Below are 17216 nucleotides of genomic sequence, written 5' to 3'. Positions count from 1 at the left end.
TCCGCCTTGCGATCGACCGCACCAGACTCCCCCAGCTACCGCTGGGAGGTGCCCCCTGCTCGCGGCCGGGCGCCCCCTTTGACGACAGACCCTAGCCGCGCGCCGGACGACTCAGGTGCGGTAGGCGTAGTAGGCCGAGTTCGGGTACGAGGCGATGATGCTGGCCACGGACTTCCGGTAGGTGTTCACCGAGTGGTAGGTCAGATACGGGACCCCGCTCGAGCTCCGGTAGGTGACGAGCATGGTGTGGTCCTTCGACCCGTCCTTGTCGAAGTCCATCTGCATGACGTCACCGACGCCCATGTAGTAGACGTTCGCCAGGTTGGTGGCCCGCTTGGCGTCCAGCGTGAACCAGGACCACTCGTTGGCGCCCACCCAGGAGGTCGACTGGTACGAGGTGTCGTACCACCAGCTGCGGTAGTCCTCGGCGTCGCCGGACTTGTTGGCCCAGCCGCCCGCCTTCAGGGCCTGGCTGACGAAGTTGGTGCAGTCCCCACCGGCCTCGTTGAACTTCCGGTAGGCGGGGTTGTAGTTCTGCCAGTACTTCTCCGCGTACGAGGCCATCGCCGTGTAGTCGTAGCTGCCCGCGGGCTTCGTCTGGGGCCGGGACGGCACCGAGATGGCCGCGGGCGTCGCCTCGGGCAGGGCCGTCGTCCCGGCCGCCACCCGCGCCGTGCTGGGCTCGTTGACCGCCAGCGGGCCGTCGTCGGTCGAGGTGAGGCCGGTCAGCTGCCACTTCCCGTCCGCCGTGGCGGCGAAGCTCAGCCGGTGGTGCGCCTGGAAGCCGGTCGTCGCGGGCTCGTCGCCGCGTATCTTCTTGTACGTCAGCGTCGTGGTCTCGGTGGCCTGGACCGTGGCGCGCCCGGCCTCGACCCGTACCCGGTCCACCGCCACCCGGGTGTCGGCGGAGGTGTACGCCTCGCCCAGGGCCGCGAGCCGCGCCTTGCGGGTGCGCAGCGTGGACAGTGCGGTGTCCTCGGTCCGGGTCTGCCCGGCCGACAGACGGACGTTCTTCTCGGCGAGCGGGGCCGCGCTCCGCACCGACCGCTCGGTGTCCAGCAGCGCCGCCGTGCGCTGGGTCAGCACCGCGTCGGCGAGGCGGCCGAAGGACTGCGCGGTCGCGGTGTCCACGGTGCCGGCCGCCGCCGGGTTCTCCGCCGCGCTCGCGGCGGAGGCGGGCAGCACCACGGCGGACAGGGCCGCCGTCAGCACGGCCCCCACGGCGGATCTGAAGCTCGTTGACTTCACGTGTATTTTCCCTCCACACTCCCGGACCGGACGGGCCGGGGTCACCGAATCATCACATGAACTCCCCATGCGTGGAGCTCATGTGACGATTTCGGCCGCGCGGAGGCCGGGCCTCGCCCCGGGGGGGCGTCACCAGGTGACGGGCAGCTCGTGTGCTCCGTAGATGACCATGTCGCTGCGCATCCGGACCTCCTCCGGGGGCACGGCGAGCCGCAGCCCCGGGAACCGGCGGATCAGCCCGCGGTAGCCCGACACCAGCTCGATCCTGGCCAGATGCTGCCCGAGACACTGATGGATGCCGTAGCCGAAGGCCAGATGGCTGCTGCGGGGACGGCCGACGTCGAGCGTGTCCGGGTCGTCCACCAGCGCCGGGTCCCGGTTCGCCGCCGGGACCGAGACGGCCACCGACTGGCCCGCCGTGACGGTGACACCGCCGACGACCACGTCCTCCAGCGCGATGCGGACCGGGAAGGCGTTGACGATGCTGAGGTAGCGCAGCAGCTCCTCGACGGCCTGCGGAAGGAGCGACTCGTCGGCCCGCAGCCGCTCCAGCTGCTCGGGCCGGCGCAGCAGGGCGAAGGTGCCGAGGCTGAGCATGTTGGTCGTGGTCTCATGACCGGCGATCAGCAGCAGCCCCGCGATGCCACCGATCTCCTCGTCGTCGAGCTCCTCGACGGCGGTCAGCAGGGAGATCAGATCGTCCTGCGGATCCTTGCGCTTGGCCTCGACCAGGGTGCGCAGAAAGGTGTCGAGCTCGATCTTCCCGGCGACGAATTCCTCGTCGGTGCGGTCCTGGCGGAGCAGGCGCGCGGCGACGGACTGGAAGAGCTCCCGCTCCTCGTACGGCACCCCCAGCATCTCGCAGATCACCAGTGAGGGGATGGGCATGGCGAAGTGGCGCACCAGATCGGCCGGTTTGCCCGCTGCCTCCAGCGCCTCCAGCTGGGCGGCCACGATGTCCTCGATACGGGTCTCCAGCTCACGCATCCGACGCACCGTGAAGTACCGCGTGAGCTGGCCCCGGTAGTGCCCGTGCTGCGGCGCGTCCATGGCCAGGAACGACCCCGCCCCGCTGCTCCGGTCCCTGCGGATCGACTCGGGGACCGGCCGCATCGCGTCGTCGCCACGCCAGCGCTCGGCGCTGAAGCGGGGGTCCCGCAGCACTTCCCGCGCCTCGTGATACCCGGTCACCAGCCAGCCGACGCTGCCGCCGGCGAACCTCAGCGGGCTCACCGGCGGCCCCGTCAGCAGCGCCTGTGCCGGGTTGATGTAGTCGTCCCGCTCCTTCGGATACATCGGAAGGTCATGGAGATCTCGGAGGTCGTCATGGGTTGTGGGAGGCGGAGCGTTCACGATGGCTCTCCTTCGTGGTCCTCGAGTTCCCGGGGCGAACGGCCGGGAGCCGTCAGGCACAGCTTTCGATAGGGAACGCTACCGATAGGGTTCCCTACTGAACAGGGGGGCGGATCGGCTACCGTACGGATCTGGCCAGGTTTCCGAACAACTGGGGGAGAGGGGCACACGGATGCCGCCGCAGCGGTCAAAGACCGTGGAAGCGCTGATCGTCGGGGCGGAGCGGGCGTTCGCCGAACGCGGCTTCCACGGGGCCTCGATCGGATACATCTGCCAGTGCGCGGGCAGGACCACCGGGGCCTTCTACTCCAACTACGACAGCAAGCTGAAGCTCTTCCTCGATGTCTTCCGGCGGCACAGCGACCGCACCGCCGACTACATCGATGAGCGGATCGCCGAGATGGACACCGGGCGGGACCTGGCCCCCCAGCTCGCGGGGACCTTCGCCGAGATCTTCAACGGTGAGCACCTGGACGCCCGGTGGGTCTTCATCCACCTGGAATTCCGGCTGATGGCGCTGCGGGACTGCGATGCCGCCTCCGCGCTGGTGGAACACGAGAAGCGGTTCAGCCGCCGCATCGGCACCATGCTGGACGCGCTGTTCGACCGGGCGGGTCACCAGCCCGCGCTGCGCGGCACCGAAATGGCCGCGCTGCTCGGCGCGATGACCCGGGGCATCAAGCTGGACCGGGGCATCTACGCGGTGGGCGGGGTCGACGACCCGCTCTCGACCGACCAGGTGGCGATGGCGCTGGAGGGCCTGTTCCGGTCGGTGGCCTGAATGCGCGACCGCTGAGGGGCCCTTCCGGTTGATCGCCAGGGCGTCGTCGCCCTTTCCCCGCTGTTTCCCCGTTACCAGTGGCAGGTCAACCTCACAGGCCCCGCCACGACCTCCACAAAGGCCCCTGGCCTGCGCGGACACCCCCCGATCCGGGCGGACCCGCCCCGCGGGACCGGCGTGATCCATGCGCCCCTCGCCGAGGCCCCGTGAACCGGTCAATAAAGTACGTCGGTGCGCGGACCGCCGATCGGTCCGCGCGGCATGGCGCACCGCGGGGGGTGAGGAGGAGCACTGCTGTGGAGGCACGGGCGCACACCGGGCGGCTGGACGAGTTGTTGCACGAGGTGCGGCGACAGATGAGCCGGGGGGCCGGGGCGGATCCGCGGGCGGTGCTGGACTGGCTGGGCCGGCAGATCGACGCCGATGTCGCGCTGGTCGGGAGCGAGGGCGCGGTCGAGGCCGCCACCGCGCGCTTCCCGCGGCGGATCCTGCCCACACTCGAACCGACGCTGACGCGGCTGGCCGGTGGGCAGATGGCCGCGGCGGCCACCGAGAGCGGCGCCCTTCAGGTGCGTCTGGAGGCGCTCGGCTCGCGCGCGCCGCGCCCCGTCCTGGTGGTGGCCGGGACCTCGGCGCCCACCCGCGAGGCGGCCTCGCTGGTCTCGCACGCCGGGAGTCTCATCGCGCTCCTGGACCGGGCGCAGGACGCGGACACGACCTTCCGCGGCTATCAGTACAAGGCGCGGCAGATGCGGTTCGCCGTCTTCAGCGCCCTGCTGGCGGGAGATCTCACCCTGGCCCGCCGGATGACCACCGGCGCCGTCCCCGCGCTGCTGGACGCCGAACGGCTACGTGTCTATCTGCTGCACTGCCCGACGGAGGACCGTGACCGGCTGACGCAGACCTACCAGGACGGCTCGGGCTATCACGGCACGGGCCTGATGGTGCACTGCCCGGCCTTCAAGGAGCACCTCATCTGTCTTGTCGCCGAGGAGGCCGAGGGCGAGCCCGGCGCCTGGCCCCACGACCCCGCCGGCCCGGATGGTCCCGCCGACTTCGCCGACCGGTCCGGTCCGGACGACCCAGCCGACCCTGATGACCCCTCCGGCCCGGACGACTTCGACGACGGTCCCGGGGCGACCCACGGCCAGGGCGCGGTGCTGCGCCGCCTGGTGCGGGAGAACTCGCACTACGCGCTGGGCATCAGCAGCCCGTATCCGCTCGGCGCGACGGCCGAGGCGTACGGGCAGGCGCTGCACGCCCTGGCCGCGGCGCGCCATACCTCCGAGCGGGTGGCCGCCTACCTCGGCCGGACACCGCTGGTGCCGCTGCTGCACCCTACGGAGGCGGACACCTGGGCCCGCGCCCTGCTGCGGCCGCTGGGATCCACCCCGAGAGCCACCCTCGACATCACCCGGCTCGCCGTCACCTTCCCCCGGTCCGCGGTGGCCCGGCTGCTGGACATCAGCCGCAACACCGTCTCCCACCACCTCAACCGGGTGGAGACCACCCTCGGCCTCGACCTGGGCGACGTACGCACCCGGGCCGCCCTCGATCTGGCCTTCGGCCTGGCCGGAGGGCCGCTGGACGGTGGCTTCGGCGCCGAGCGCGGGCGGCCGGTGCCCACCCTGGACGAGCTGCTCCGCACCGAGCCCGCCCACGCCTGGGCGCGGGAGTTCCTCCGCCCGCTCCAGGACACCCGTGGCCGTGATCTGCACACCACTCTGCGCGCCTGGATCGACGCGAACACCGACGCCCAGCGGACCGCCCGCCACCTCGGTCTCAGCCGGAACACCGTCAGGGCCCATCTGCGAGCCGCCGAACACCTGCTCAGCCGCGATCTGCTCACCACCGGCTCGGGGATCCACGACCTGGTGCACGCACTGCATATCACCGGGCTGCACCCGGCGGGCTGACTGCGCACCGTGCACATGTCGCGGGCATGCGATGCGCACCGTGCACCGTTGCCCGCCCTGGTGATCCGCTTTAGCGTCACTTCTGCCGCACAGCGCGGGAAACGAAGCCCCGCCTCCGCGAGACGCCGGCCTGTATCACCACGTGGGGAGTGATGCAGTCCGGCGCCGTACGGTGCGAGGGCTTCGTTCCCGCGGTGGGCGCGGACCGTCGCCGGCGCGCCGCCGTATCGCCACCACTCTGTCCGATCCGTGAGGAATACCCCTTCCCGAGATGTGGAACCGGGTAGGTGTCCTCCGTGGCACGGGAGCCTCGAAGCCTCGGAGGCCGACCCGTGACCCGGACCGTCCATGACGGTTCCCGCTTCGGAAGGTGGTAGGTGGTCCCGTTGAACACCGCTGACCAGGAGACACCCCGCGCGCGTGAGGAGTTCCGCCGATCCGCGCCGCACTTCGCCGACCGGATCACCGCCGACGGCCGGGACGGCTGGCCGGTGGAGGCCGGGCGCTATCGGCTGGTGGTCAGCCGGGCCTGCCCCTGGGCGAGCCGCGCGCTGGTCTCACGGCGGCTGCTCGGCCTGGAGTCCGCCCTCCCGGTGGCCATCACCGACCCCATCCAGGACGAGCGCAGCTGGCGCTTCACCCTGGACCCGGGGGGCCGGGACCCGGTGCTGGGCATCGCGTTCCTCAGTGAGGCGTACGACGCCCGTGAGACGGGATATCCGGGCGGGGTGAGCGTGCCCGCGGTCGTGGACGTCCCCAGTGGCGCGCTGGTCACCAACGACTACCACCGGATCACCCTGGACCTCGCCACCGAGTGGACCGCCCTCCATCGCGAGGGCGCCCCGGATCTCTACCCCGAGGAGCTTCGCGACGAGATCGACGAAGTGGCGGAGGGGGTCTACCGCGATGTGAACAACGGTGTGTACCGGGCGGGCTTCGCCGAGCACCAGGGCACCTACGAGGAGGCGTACCGACGTCTCTTCGCCCGCCTCGACGAGCTGTCCGAGCGGCTGTCCACGCGGCGCTATCTGGTCGGCGACACCATCACCGAGGCCGATATCCGGCTGTTCACCACGCTGGTCCGCTTCGACGCCGTCTATCACGGCCACTTCAAGTGCAATCGCAACAAGCTCAGTGAGAATCGGGTGCTATGGGGCTATGTCCGTGACCTTTTCCAGACACCGGGCTTTGGGGACACGGTCGATTTCGACCACATCAAGCGCCATTACTACCAGGTGCACACCAACATCAATCCCCGGCGCATCGTCCCGCTCGGCCCCGACCTCTCCGGGTGGCTGACACCGCATCACCGTGCGGAGCTGGGCGGGCGCCCGTTCGGCGACGGCACCGCGCCAGGACCGGCGCCGGACGGCGAGGCGGTGCCGGAGCAGGGCCGGGCGCTCTGAAGTCGCACATGTCGTCTTTCCTGCGGCGTTCGCCCTCGCATGCGGGGTTGTTCGCCCGGTCTTCAAGCGATCGGCACACCTGTTACACAGATGCCATGCGCTCCCCCCGGCTCATGTGCCACCTCGGCCCCGGCCATGGTGACATGGCTGGAAATGACGCGCGTCACCTCGCTCCAGGGGTGCGATGCCAGCGGAGTTCGGTGACCTTTCTGTGATGGAACAGCGCCGATGAGGTGCACGGATGTGTTCGTGGTGTGATCGGAAAGTGGCGGAATGCCCGGTTCCGGGGCTTGGCTGATTCGCAGCGTGGCGAGCCCCGTGGTTACATCCCTTTCCGCGCTCAGGTATCCACGGATCCGGGTCCTCCCGGAACCTCGTGGCCATACCGTGGGAGCCGATTCCCCTTCGGCCCCCGTGCGCTGTTGCAAGCTCAACGAGACAGTCACCCAAGGGAGACGCAACAATGAACAACGCGCCCAAGGTCGCGACCCAGGAGATCTCCGACGCCGAACTGGACAACGTGGCCGGCGGGATCGGCAACCCGGTGGGCGACGTCCTCGGCACCGTCGACACCATCACCGGCCCGGTGACCGGCGCCGTCGGCACCGTGACCGGCACGGTTGACGGTCTCACCGGCCTGAACACCACCGGCATCGTCGGTGGGGTTGTCGGCAGCCTCTGAGGCTGACACACCGCCTTCCCTGTGCCCCGGGCCTGCCTGGTCCGGGGCACTCGGCGGTCCACGGCCCCGTCCGAACGCCCCCTCGCGGTTGAGGAAAGACTCTCGTGCAGTTCCGCCAGCAGGCCCTCTCCAAGCTCCAGTCGGCAGAGGACATCGACCTGCCGGTGCGCTACGCCCGCCCCCAGGGATGGCTGGCACTCGCGGTCACGATGGCGGTCATGGCCGGATCGGCCGTATGGGCCGTCACGGGCACCGTGTCCAACACCCTCGAGGCCACCGGGATCCTCACCCACGGACAGGGCAGCTATGTGCTCCAGAGCCCGATCGCGGGCCAGGTGACCTCCGTCCTCGCACAGGAGGGCAGCACCCTCCCGGCGGGCGCGCCGCTGCTGAAGGTCCGCACCACCAGTGGCACCACGGTCGTGCGCACCATCGCCGCGGGCCGGCTCACCACCCTCTCCGCCTCGATCGGCGCCGTGCTGAACACCGGCGCGAACGTGGCCTCCGTGGAGCGGGTCCGCCACTCCGACGACCCGCTGGTGGCGACCCTGTTCGTAGCCGCGGACCGGGCGGCCTCGGTACGGGTCGGCGCGTCGGTCGACCTCAGTGTGCAGTCCGCGCCGACACAGACCTACGGTGTGCTCCGCGGTGAGGTGCGGGCCGTGGGCCGGACCGCCCAGTCGAGCCAGCAGATCGGCTCCTACCTCGGCAGTGAGCAACTCGGCGAGGAGTTCTCCAAGCACGGCCCGCCGGTCGCCGTCCAGGTGCGCCTCGACCGCAGCTCCGCCACCCGCTCGGGCTACCGCTGGTCGTCCCCCGACGGCCCGCCGTTCGCCCTCGGCTCCATGACCCTGACCAGCGGCACCGTCCACCTGGCCGCCCACCACCCCATCGATTGGCTGCTCCCGTGACCGCGACGAACGAGAGCGGACCGCCCCGGCCGGCACCCGCCGGAAGCAGCGGGGCGCGCCGCCCCCAGCCGGCCCGCGGACGGCGGCGCGCGCCACGCGGCGGAGCCGGGCCGAGGAAACCACGGCGCCGTACCGTGCGCACCCCCACCGTGCTCCAGATGGAGGCCCTGGAGTGCGGTGCGGCGTCGCTGGCCATGGTGCTCGGACACTACGGCCGCCATGTGCCGCTGGAGGAGCTGCGGATCGCCTGCGGGGTCTCCCGGGACGGCTCGCGCGCCAGCAATCTGCTCAAGGCTGCCCGGAGCTACGGTCTGCGGGCCAAGGGCATGCAGATGGAGCCCGAGGCCCTCGCGGAGGTCCAGGCCCCGGCGATCCTGTTCTGGGAGTTCAACCACTACGTCGTCTTCGATGGCATGGGGCGGCGGTTCGGCAAGCGCGGCGTCCACATCAACGACCCCGACAAGGGACGCCGCTTCATCCCCGTCGAGGAGTTCGACACCAGCTTCACCGGTGTGGTCCTGGTGCTCGAACCCGAGGACTCCTTCCGCCGGGGCGGGCGCCGCCCCGGGGTGCTGGGCGCCCTGCCCCCGCGGATGCGCGGCACCACGGGCACTCTGCTGGCCTCGCTGCTGGCCAGCCTGCTGCTGGTGGCGGTGGGGGCCGCGGTCCCGGCGCTCAGCCGCACCTTCATCGACACCTTCCTGATCGGCGGCCAGGACTCGACGCTGGAGCCGCTGTTCGCGTCCATGGGCGTGGCGGTGGTCCTCACCGCCGTGCTGACCGGTGTGCAGCAGGCCAATCTGCTGCGCGGGCGCATCATCTCCTCCACCCTCAGCAGCGCGCGGTTCCTGCGGCATCTGCTGCGGCTGCCGGTCACCTTCTTCGCCCAGCGCAGCCCGGCCGACCTGGTCCAGCGGCTGCGCTCCAACGACACCGTCGCCGAGACCCTCGCCCGCGATCTGGCCGCCGCGGCCGTCGACGGGATCGTCGTGGTCCTCTACGCCGTGCTGCTGTGGACCTACGACCCCCAACTCACCCTCATCGGCGTCGGGTTGGCGCTGCTCAACGTGGTGGCGATACGGGTGGTGGTGCGGCTGCGGGCCACCAGGACCCAGAAGCTGCGCGCCGACACCGCGCGGCTGACCACCACCTCGTACACCGGACTCCAGCTCATCGAGACCGTGAAGGCCACCGGCGGTGAAACCGGCTACTTCCGCCGCTGGGCCGGTCAGCACGCCATCACCCTGGAGGAGCAGCAGCGCCTCGGCGTACCGAGCTCGGTACTGGCCGTGGTGGCCCCCACCCTCGCCACGCTCAACAGCGCCCTCATCCTCTGGATCGGCGGGCTGCGGGCCGTGGAGGGCCATATCTCGATCGGTCTGCTGGTGGCCTTCCAGGCGCTGGTGACCCGCTTCACCGCGCCCATCACCCGGCTCAACTCGGTGGCCGGGCGCATCCAGGACTTCTCCGCCGACGTGGCCCGGCTCAAGGACGTGGAGAACTTCCCGGTGGACTCCCTCTACACCCGCGACGAGCCGCGCGAGGACACCCGCCGGCTGACCGGGCAGGTGACACTGGAGAACATCACCTTCGGCTACAGCCCGCTGGACGAACCGCTGCTGCGCGACTTCTCGCTGTCCGTGGGCCCCGGCCGGCAGGTGGCGCTCGTCGGTGCCTCCGGCAGCGGCAAGTCCACCGTCTCCCGGCTCGTCTCCGGCCTCTACACCCCCTGGGAAGGCGTCATCCGCATCGACGGACAGCGTCTGGAGGACATTCCCCGCGGTGCGCTGGCCGCCTCGGTCTCCTTCGTCGACCAGGAGGTCTTCCTGTTCGAGGGCACGGTGCGGGACAACGTGGCGCTATGGGACCCGTCGATCGCGGACGACGCGGTGCTGGAGGCCCTGCGGGACGCCGCGCTCTACGACGATGTGATCGCACGGCGCCCGGAGGGGATCCACTGCCGGGTGGAGCAGGACGGCCGCAACTTCTCCGGTGGCCAGCGGCAGCGGCTGGAGATCGCCCGCGCCCTGGTGCGCCGCCCCAGCGTGCTGGTGCTGGACGAGGTCACCAGCGCCCTGGACGCGCGGACCGAGCAGATCGTCATGGACAACCTGCGCCGCCGCGGCTGTGCGTGTGTGGTGATCGCCCACCGGCTCAGCACCGTACGGGACAGCGACGAGATCCTCGTCCTGAACCGCGGCACGGTCGTCGAACGCGGACGGCACGAGGACCTCGCCGCCGCCGGAGGCCCGTACGCCGAGCTGATGAAGGAGCACTGACATGGCGTCCGTTCACCCGGCCCCGGCGGTGGCCGCGGACGGCGGCGACGCGGTGGTCCAGGCGCTGGGCGCGCTCGGCACGCCCGTCGACTGCGCCGGACTGCGCAGCCTCCCGCTGGAGGGCCCGCAGGTGCTCTGGCTCGTCGTCGGCGGCGCCCTGGACCTGTTCGCGGTGGACGCCGCCGAGGAGGGCCAGTGGCACTTCCTCGGCCGGCTCGAGACCGGCGCGGCGCTCCCGGGCCCGGTCGAGGGCCCGCGCCACACCCTGTTGGGCCGGCCCTCCCAGGACTGCCTGGTGCGCCGCATCCCCCTGCGCGAGCTGTACCGCCCGGAGGCGTACGACGCGTACGGCGCGGCCAGGACCGGCGATCCGTACGGCACCTACGGGGACGGCGGGTTCCAGGACACCCCGCCCACTCCGCTGGAGCACGCCGTGGCGCTCGGGGTGAGCCGCAGCCTCGGCGTCCTCTTCCAGGCCCCGCTGGACGGCGGCGCCGCGCCCGAGGCGGCCGACGAGGACCTGCTCTGGCTTCCGGTGCCGTCCGGCAGTGTGCGCTACGGCGCCGAGTACAGCGCCCAGGCCGCCGGTGACCTGCTGATCGACGGTGCGCTGTGGCAGCGGATGGTCAATCAGCAGTACCGCCTCGGCACCGCCGTGGACCGCTGGATCGAGACCATGGAGCGGGCCCACGCGGACCGTACGGCGGCCGGCATCCGGGCCGGTGAGGCCGTGCGCACCCGCGCCGACCAGGCGCTGATCGCCTCCATCGGAGGGCCGCGGCGCGCGCGGGTGTCGGAGGAGGCCACCGACGACGCCGTCCACGCGGTGTGCCGCCGGGTGGCGGAGGCCGCCGGGATCACCCTGCCCGAGCCGTCCAGGAGCCGCGCCATCGACGAACGTGTCGACCCGGTCGAGCGCATCGCCGCCCATGCCCGGATCCGCACCCGCGCCGTCCGGCTGGAGGGCAGCTGGTGGCGGGACGACGCCGGACCGCTGGTGGGCTACCGCGCCAAGTCCGGGGCCCCGGTGGCGCTGCTGTGGCGGCGCGGCCGGTACGAGGCGGTCAACCCCGCCTCGGGCCTGCGGATCCGCGTCGACAAGGGCACCGCGCAGGAGTTCGAGCCGCGGGCCGTGATGTTCTACCGTCCGCTGCCCGACCGGCCGATGACCATGTGGCGGCTGATGCGCTTCAGCGTGCGCGGCGCCACCGGGGACTTCCGCAACCTTGTGATCAGCGGGCTGGTGACGGTGGCGCTCGGCGCGCTGGTGCCGCTCGCCACCGGCCAGGTGCTGGGCGGATTCGTACCCCGCGCCGAGAAGAGCCCCATCGTCCAGATCGCCCTGGCCCTGATCGTCTCCAGCGTCGTCGCGGCCGCCTTCATGCTGATGCAGAACCTGACCCTGCTGCGGCTGGAGGGGCGGCTGGAGTCCACCCTCCAGCCCGCGGTGTGGGACCGGCTGCTGCGGCTGCCCACCACCTTCTTCGCCGAGCGCTCCACCGGAGAGCTGGCCAGTGCGGCAATGGGCATCAGCACCATGCGCCGGGTACTGTCCGGGATCGCGCCGACGGTCCTCCAGGCCGGCACCGTGGGCGCGATGAACCTCGCTCTGCTGCTGTACTACAGTGCCTCCCTGGCGCTTGTGGTGATCGCCATCCTGCTGGTGGTCTCCGGGGTCTTCCTCGGAATGGGGCTGTGGCAGGTGCGCTGGCAGCGACGGCTGGTGGAGAGCGAGAACAAGCTCAACAACCAGGCATTCCAGACCCTGCGCGGACTGCCCAAACTGCGGGTCGCCGCGGCCGAGAACTTCGCCTACGCGGCATGGGCCCGCGGCTTCGCCCACTCCCGCGATCTGCATCAGCGCACCGGGCGCATCAAGAACCTCACCCAGGTGCTGGACTCCGTCTACCTTCCGCTGGTCTCCCTCACCGTGTTCATGCTGCTGGCCGGGCCGGCGCGGGGCAGCATGTCGGCGGGCGCCTTCCTGACGTTCAACACCTCCGTGACCATGCTGCTCACCTCGCTGACCCAGCTCGCCAACTCCCTGGTCTCCACGGTGGCGGTCCTGCCCATGTTCGAGCAGGTCAAGCCGATCCTGGACGAGCCGCCCGAGGTCCGCGGCGGCAGCGCCCAGCCGGGAGTGCTCTCCGGTGACCTCCGGGCCAGAAACCTCACCTTCCGCTACGGCGACGACGGGCCGCTGGTGCTCGACGATGTCTCGCTGGAGATCCGGCCGGGCGAATTCGTGGCCGTCGTCGGCCCGAGCGGCTGCGGCAAGTCGACCCTGCTGCGGTTGCTCATCGGCTTCGAACGGCCGGTGTCCGGCAGTGTGCTCTACGACGGCCAGGACCTCGCCGCCCTCGACCAGGCGGCGGTGCGCCGCCAGTGCGGGGTGGTCCTCCAGAACGCCCAGCCCCTGGGCGGTACGATCCTCGACTGCATCCGCGGCGCCGAGCCGTACACCCCCGAGGAGGCCATGGAGGCCGCCGAACTGGCGGGTCTGGCCGAGGACATCCGCCATATGCCCATGGGACTCCAGACCATGATCTCCGGCAGCGGCGCCATCTCCGGTGGCCAGCGGCAGCGGCTGATGATCGCCCAGGCCCTGATCCGCCGTCCGCGCATCCTCTTCTTCGACGAGGCCACCAGCGCCCTGGACAACGAGACCCAGCGCATCGTCATCGACAGCACCCGCCGTCTCAACGCCAGCCGGCTGGTGATCGCGCACCGGCTGTCCACCGTCATGGACGCCGACCGCGTGCTGGTCATGGAGGGCGGCCGGCTCGTGGAGCAGGGCGCACCGGCCGAGCTGATGGCCATCCCGGGCGGAAAGCTGCACGAGCTGGTGCGGCGCCAGACGCTCTAGCACGGCGGGCCATCGGGCGTTACGGGGCGGCCGTGCCGGCGGCCTCCTCGGCCTTGTGCGGCTGGACCGCCGGGCCGGGCCTGCCCCGCAGCGGTACCTCCTGGACGCACAGGGCGGCGATGAAGGCCACGACACAGACGACGCCCGCGGTCAGGAAGATCCGCTGGGTGCCGGTGGCGACGGCGTGCAGATAGCCGTCCCTGGCGGCCTGCGGCAGCCGGGCCAGCGCCGCCGGGTCGGGCCGGGCCTCGCCCGTCTCCGCCCCGGCGGGTGCGTGGCCCTGGACCGCGCCGGTGAACAGCGAACCGAAGACCGCCACGCCCAGGGAGCCGCCGATGGTGCGGAACAGGGTGACCGACGCGGACGCGGCCCCCATGTCCCGCATCTCCACACTGTTCTGCGCGATGGTGGTGACCATCTGCATCTGGCAGCCCATGCCCGTGCCCACCAGGGCCATGAAGCAGCCGGTGGCCGTGCGGGAGGTCGTGGCGTCCATGGTGGCCAGCAGGAACAGACCGACGGCCATGCACACGGTGCCGACGATGGGGAAGATCTTGTACCGGCCGGTGGCGGACATGACCTTGCCGCCGACCTGGGACATGATCACCACGGGGATCATCAGGGGGAGCAGCAGCAGACCGGAACGGGAGGCGGAGACTCCCTGGACGGTCTGCTGGTACAGCGGCAGATACAGCGAGCAGCCGAACATCACCACCCCGCCCACCAGGATCAGCGAGGACGCCAGGGAGAAGTTGCGGTGCCCGGTGAAGATGCGCAGCGGCATGAGCGGTTCGGCCGCCCGCCGCTGCCGGGCCACGAAGGCGGGCAGGCCCACCGCGGCCAGCGCGAACAGCCCCAGGATCTGCCACGAGGTCCATGAGTAGCTGGAACCGGCCCAGGTGGCGGCCAGGGTGAGGGCGCAGATGGTCGCCGTCATCACGGTGATGCCCGGCCAGTCGATACGGGCCCTGGCCCGGGTGGCGGGCAGTCGCAGCACCAGCTGACACCAGACCAGGGTGAGGACACCGAGCGGCAGATTGATGAAGAAGGCCCAGCGCCAGCCGAAATGGCCCGTGATGAAGCCGCCGAGCAGCGGGCCGCCGATGGTGCCGATGGCCATGATGGAGGCGGTCATGCCCTGGTAGCGGCCCCGCTCCCGGGGTGGTGCCAGCGAGGCGATCAGGGCGAAGGCACCGGCGCCGATGCCACCCGCGCCCAGGCCCTGGAGGGCCCGGAAGAGGATCAGCTGGGTCATCGAATGGGCCGCGCCGGACAGCGCCGAGCCGAGCACGAAGACGACGACGGCGATCAGGTACATGTGCTTGCGGCCGTACAGATCGCCGAACTTGCCCCAGACGGGGGTGGAGGCGGCGGTGGCCAGGGTGTAGGCGGTCACCACCCAGGAGATGTGCTCCAGGCCGCCGAGGTCGCCCACGATCGTCGGCATCGCGGTGCCCACGATCGTGGCGTCGAGCATCGACAGCAGCATCGCGAGCAGCACACCGAGCAGGGCCGGACGGACGCTTTTCGGGACGGTCTCCGGCGCGGTGGCACCGCCGGACGGCGGTGCGTCGGATACGGACAAGTCTGATCACTTCCTTCTCAAGGCGCTCGGCGCGGGGTCGCGCGGGAGTGGGCCCCGAAAGCGTCGGGATCCCGAAAGGGCAGGGGGCGGGGCGGGGGTCCTGAAAGAGGTGGGCTCCGCAACAGAAGAGCACATCGAATGGAGAAGTCCCCGCTTTTCGATCAGGACTCCGACCGGGAAGCCGCCCCGCCTCGGCGCTCCTCGAACACGGCCGGCCCACTCCCGGCAGGCGACGCCCACGGCGACATCCGGGCCGGTTTGCGGACTTGGCTCAAGTTTCGGGCGGATACCGGGCGCGGCGGCACGCGGGCGTTAGCGTCTGTCGCTATGCGGTGGGCCGGTGTGATCGACAGGGCGACCAGGGCCGTCGGCGTGCCGAAGGGCCGGTCGGTGGCGGGGCCGGTGCGGCATCGGCGGTGGCTGGTGGCGGCCGCCGTCGTGGCGCTCCTCCTCCAGATGGCCGTCGCGATGGTCACCACCGCGGTGGAGCAGACCCCGACCATCGACGAGCCCGTGTACGTGGGCACGGCGGTGGACTCGCTGCACCACCACCGGGTGCGGTACAACCCCGAGCATCCACCGCTGGGCAAGCTCATCATCGCGACGGGGGTGGCGTTCGCGCATCCGCGCCTCGACGCTCGCTTCACCGGTGACCAGACGGCGCTCGGGCGGCAGGTGCTCTACGCATCGGGCAACGACCCCTGGCGGCTGATGCTGAGCGCACGGCTGCCGATGATCGCGCTGACGCTGCTGTTCGGGCTGGTGGTGTTCGCGTTCGCCCGCGATCTGACCGGCCCCGTGGGCGGGGCGGTGGCCCTCGCCCTGTACGCCTTCTCGCCGGACGTCATCGCGCACGGTTCCCTCGCCACGCTCGACGTACCGGCGGCCGGTTTCCTGCTGACATCGGTCTGGCTGCTGTGGCGGGCGCGTCGGCGGCCGCGGCCGTACCTTCCGCTCGCGGGGGTGGCCCTCGGCGCGGCCCTGGCCACGAAGATGAGCATGCTGGCGGCGGTTCCGGTGCTGCTGCTCCTGGCCGTGCTCTCGGTCTGGTACGCCCGCCGTGCGCACCACCGCACAGCGCGCGGCCGTCTGCGGTCGCTCGGGATCGGGGTGGCGGCGGCGGTGGGCGTGGCGCTGATCGCGGTGGCCGTGGTGTGGGCCGTCTATGTGCTGGTGGACCCCCGGCCGCGCTGGACGCCCACCGGTCATGTGCCCGCCGTGCACGGGCTGCGCGGGCTCGCCGTCGACTGGCTGCCGCTTCCGGAGGCGTACCGCGATGGGATGCGCGTCCAGTTCGGCTTCGAGTACGACACCTGGCGTGGCTTTCTGCTCGGCCGCCGCTACCTCGGGTCGCTGTGGTACTACCTGCCCGTCGCGCTGCTGGTGAAGACGCCCCTGGGCATGCTCGTGCTGTGGTTCGCCGGGGCGGTCACCATGCTGGTGGTTCCCCGGCTGCGGCACGCCGCGCCGTATGTGCTCGTCCCCGCGGCGGTGCTGCTGCTCGCCGCCCTGGACGGGGCCCGCAACCTCGGGGTGCGGTACGCCGTCTTCCTGCCGATGTTCCTGGCGGTGGCGGCGGCCGCGCCGATGGCCTTACGGCGGCGATGGGCGTACGGTGCCACGCCGGCGCTGGTCCTGTTCGTGGCGGTCAGCTCGCTGCGGACGTATCCGTACTACCTGCCGTACTCCAACGAGGCGTTCGGCGGCCCCTCCCGGACCCATCTGCGGCTGCATGACTCGAACGTCGACTGGGGTCAGGACCTGGGGCGGCTGGCCGACCGCCTCCGGGAGCGATACCGAGGCGAGCGTGTCTGGCTCGTCTACAAGGGCAGCGGTGTGCCGTCCGCCTATGGCATCCGCGCGTCCGACCCGCGCCGGATCCCGCCGGAGGAGGTGCGCGGGCTGCTCGTGGTCTCGGACTCCTCGATCGCCCAGGCCACCGGCCGGCTGGCGGCGCTGATCGACGGCAGTGAGCCGATCGACGAGGTCGGCCACTCGATCACCATCTACCGCCGCTGATCGCCCAGGCGATGTCATGACATCTCTCACACCGGACGCCCGAGTAAAGGGGGCGTAGAGGGCATATCGACTAGGCGACATAGTGCGCCTTGTCCGCCCTATCGGGAATGGTTGATTCCGCTTGGCCGTGTTCGTCCGTGTCCGGGCCCGGCCTCCACTCGCCTGGCCGC

The 17216-nt window shown here is 71.3% G+C and carries 11 protein-coding genes; 8 read left to right on the top strand and 3 right to left on the bottom strand.

All coding sequences use genetic code 11. From position 1 onward, the window contains the following. Positions 1-111: 111 nt before the first annotated feature. Both AB0E24_RS22505 and AB0E24_RS22500 read right to left on the bottom strand, forming a co-directional pair. Positions 112-1248 (bottom strand): amidase domain-containing protein, encoded by a 1137-nt coding sequence (locus tag AB0E24_RS22505; protein ID WP_359379331.1) that lies wholly within the window; start codon positions 1246-1248, stop codon positions 112-114. Positions 1249-1377: 129 nt separating this feature from the next. Further along, complete coding sequence (locus AB0E24_RS22500) at positions 1378-2601, bottom strand: cytochrome P450 (RefSeq protein WP_079153766.1); 1224 nt, start codon at positions 2599-2601, stop codon at positions 1378-1380. A gap of 172 nt (positions 2602-2773) precedes the next feature. Between AB0E24_RS22500 and AB0E24_RS22495 the strand changes: the two genes are divergently transcribed. The 7 genes from AB0E24_RS22495 (at position 2774) to AB0E24_RS22465 (ending at position 13442) form a co-directional block, all read left to right on the top strand. Continuing rightward, the gene (locus tag AB0E24_RS22495) at positions 2774-3382 is read left to right on the top strand and encodes a TetR/AcrR family transcriptional regulator (RefSeq protein ID WP_069873913.1); all 609 of its coding nucleotides are present in this window, start codon (positions 2774-2776) and stop codon (positions 3380-3382) included. A gap of 296 nt (positions 3383-3678) precedes the next feature. Continuing rightward, positions 3679-5298, top strand: coding sequence for a helix-turn-helix domain-containing protein (locus AB0E24_RS22490; RefSeq protein WP_359379326.1), 1620 nt, complete (start codon positions 3679-3681; stop codon positions 5296-5298). A 386-nt stretch (positions 5299-5684) separates the two neighbouring features. Beyond that, positions 5685-6704, top strand: coding sequence for a glutathione S-transferase family protein (locus AB0E24_RS22485; protein ID WP_099016770.1), 1020 nt, complete (start codon positions 5685-5687; stop codon positions 6702-6704). Between the two features lie 463 nt (positions 6705-7167). Next, complete coding sequence (locus AB0E24_RS22480) at positions 7168-7386, top strand: hypothetical protein (RefSeq protein ID WP_069873919.1); 219 nt, start codon at positions 7168-7170, stop codon at positions 7384-7386. 104 nt (positions 7387-7490) lie between these two features. Then, positions 7491-8297: an HlyD family efflux transporter periplasmic adaptor subunit gene (locus AB0E24_RS22475; protein ID WP_069873920.1), complete on the top strand. Its 807-nt coding sequence runs from the start codon at positions 7491-7493 to the stop codon at positions 8295-8297. Beyond that, positions 8294-10576, top strand: a complete 2283-nt coding sequence (locus tag AB0E24_RS22470; protein WP_435865309.1) for an NHLP family bacteriocin export ABC transporter peptidase/permease/ATPase subunit — start codon at positions 8294-8296, stop codon at positions 10574-10576. The genes AB0E24_RS22475 and AB0E24_RS22470 overlap by 4 nt, the downstream gene beginning before the upstream one ends. A gap of 1 nt (position 10577) precedes the next feature. Continuing rightward, positions 10578-13442, top strand: a complete 2865-nt coding sequence (locus AB0E24_RS22465) for an NHLP bacteriocin export ABC transporter permease/ATPase subunit (protein WP_359379319.1) — start codon at positions 10578-10580, stop codon at positions 13440-13442. Between the two features lie 19 nt (positions 13443-13461). Here AB0E24_RS22465 and AB0E24_RS22460 read toward each other — a convergent pair whose 3' ends face one another. Continuing rightward, entirely contained in the window at positions 13462-15027 is a 1566-nt protein-coding gene (locus tag AB0E24_RS22460) for an MDR family MFS transporter (RefSeq protein WP_174885666.1), read from the bottom strand. A gap of 327 nt (positions 15028-15354) precedes the next feature. Here AB0E24_RS22460 and AB0E24_RS22455 point away from each other — a divergent pair, with 327 nt between their 5' ends. Next, positions 15355-17046, top strand: a complete 1692-nt coding sequence (locus tag AB0E24_RS22455; protein WP_435865308.1) for a phospholipid carrier-dependent glycosyltransferase — start codon at positions 15355-15357, stop codon at positions 17044-17046. The last annotated feature ends 170 nt before the right edge of the window (positions 17047-17216 follow it).

This window comes from Streptomyces malaysiensis subsp. malaysiensis, from assembly GCF_040653035.1.
Lineage (GTDB): Bacteria > Actinomycetota > Actinomycetes > Streptomycetales > Streptomycetaceae > Streptomyces > Streptomyces malaysiensis.
Note: the sequence above shows the minus strand (reverse complement) of the source record. Positions and strands in the feature narration are given on the sequence as shown.

What these genes read in the sequence shown, in the direction of transcription:
- AB0E24_RS22465 (WP_359379319.1), top strand. Translation starts at nt 10,578, where the DNA reads ATGGCGTCCGTTCACCCGGCCCCGGCGGTGGCCGCGGACGGCGGCGAC.
- AB0E24_RS22455 (WP_435865308.1), top strand. Translation starts at nt 15,355, where the DNA reads ATGCGGTGGGCCGGTGTGATCGACAGGGCGACCAGGGCCGTCGGCGTG.
- AB0E24_RS22495 (WP_069873913.1), top strand. Translation starts at nt 2,774, where the DNA reads ATGCCGCCGCAGCGGTCAAAGACCGTGGAAGCGCTGATCGTCGGGGCG.
- AB0E24_RS22480 (WP_069873919.1), top strand. Translation starts at nt 7,168, where the DNA reads ATGAACAACGCGCCCAAGGTCGCGACCCAGGAGATCTCCGACGCCGAA.